This is a genomic window from Salipiger sp. HF18 (genome assembly GCF_011806505.1).
In the GTDB taxonomy this organism is placed as follows: Bacteria; Pseudomonadota; Alphaproteobacteria; order Rhodobacterales; family Rhodobacteraceae; genus Salipiger; species Salipiger thiooxidans.
This window is the reverse complement of the sequence record NZ_JAATOS010000713.1, coordinates 1-1,570: the sequence shown is the minus strand read 5'-3', so window position 1 is coordinate 1,570 and position 1,570 is coordinate 1. Positions and strand designations below refer to the sequence as shown.

The 1,570-nt window shown below is 67.0% G+C and carries 1 protein-coding gene and 1 pseudogene; both read right to left on the bottom strand.

The features are described 5' to 3' along the window. A pseudogene (locus HC022_RS26195) lies at nt 1–327 on the bottom strand (hypothetical protein); the annotation flags it as partial. A gap of 425 nt (nt 328–752) precedes the next feature. Continuing rightward, nucleotides 753–1,570, bottom strand: an 818-nt coding sequence (locus HC022_RS26190) for a GTP-binding protein (RefSeq protein ID WP_167454331.1), incomplete at its 5' end; no start/stop codon positions are given.

The following is a 1,570-nucleotide window of genomic DNA, read 5'->3' as shown; positions in this document are numbered from 1 at the left end:
GTCGATGCGCTTGTGGACCTCGCACATGGCCATGAAGGCTTCCATCATCACCCGCGTGAGCCGCGGTTCGTCGCGCCAGCTCTGGCCGGCGAAGACCTCCTGCACGACGCGGTTGCCGGCGCCGAGGCAATCATAGGCGACGCAGCCCGCCATGCCCTCTTCGGTCAGCCGGTCGTGGATCGAGCAGCTGTGTCCCGCGAGGTTCCGGCAGGGCTCACCGGGGTTCTTGTCGAAGGCGAAATCCCGGCCCTTGTCGAAGGTCAGCACGAGACAGCAGAGTGCCGCGCATTTCGAGCAATCGGTCTTGAGAAGATCGGTCTGGGACATGATGGCTTTCGGCTCTCGAGGGTCTGTCGGGTTGTTGCGCCGTCCTATCCCGCGAAACGCTCCCGGAGTGCAAGGTGCGGCCCGCTCGACGCGGGCCCTGCTGGGGCAGTGAAACGGCCGAGCGTACTTCAGGAAGCGCCCCTGCGCCTGCCCGTCCCTGCCCTGCGGCCACCTGACACTTCGCCTTAGAAACGCTCCCTAAGCCGCTGGATAAGAATAATATTCTACGGAAGAACCTGGCGAGCACGAACATGCGAGGGGCAAACACCCGCGCCCCGGGCGACGGGATTCACAGAAACCGATACCGAAACCCGTGGCCTTGCCCGCGATCCCGGACCCGCCCGGAGTCGAACCGGTCCAGCGTCGGCCAGCCAAGTCGCCGATGCACCGGAGAAGCCTGCAAAACGGCACCGCCGGCCCGAGGCTCAGCCCTTGCGCTTGCCGAGGTGTTTCTTCAGCGCGCCGGCGTTCTTCTCGCGGCGGCCCTTGTAGGGGTTCCGGTCGCCCTGCCCGCGCATGTAGAGCCGGATCGGCGTGCCCGGCATGTCGAAGGCCTCGCGCAGGCCGTTGACGAGGTAGCGCGTGTAGCTGTCGGGCATCTTGTCGGGATGCGAGCACATCACCACGAACCCCGGCGGCCGGGTCTTGGCCTGTGTCATGTAGCGCAGCTTGATGCGCTTGCCCTGCGGCGCGGGCGGCGGGTGCGACGAGACCATGCCCTCGAGCCAGCGGTTGAGCTGGCCGGTCGAGACGCGGCGGTTCCATATCTCCCAGGCCTTCAGGATCGCGGCGTTGAGCCGGTCGAGCCCGCGCCCGGTCTTGGCCGAGACCGTCACCAGCGGCGCACCGCGAAGCTGCGGCAGCAGCCGGTCGAAGGCCTCCTTGAGATCGCGCAGCTTCTCCTGCTTGTGCTCTTCGACGTCCCACTTGTTGACGGCGACGACCACGGCCCGTCCCTCGCGCTCGGCGAGGTCGGCGATGCGCAGGTCCTGCTGCTCGAAGGGGATCGCCGCGTCCAGCAGAACGACCACCACCTCGGCGAACTTCACCGCGCGCAGGCCGTCGGAGACCGAGAGTTTCTCGAGCTTTTCCTGGATTTTGGCGCGCTTGCGCATGCCGGCGGTGTCGAAGATCCGCATCGGCGTACCGTCCCAGTCCAGCCGGACCGAGATGGCGTCGCGGGTGATGCCGGCCTCGGGGCCGGTCAGCAGCCGGTCCTCGCCGAGAATCTTGTTGATCAGCG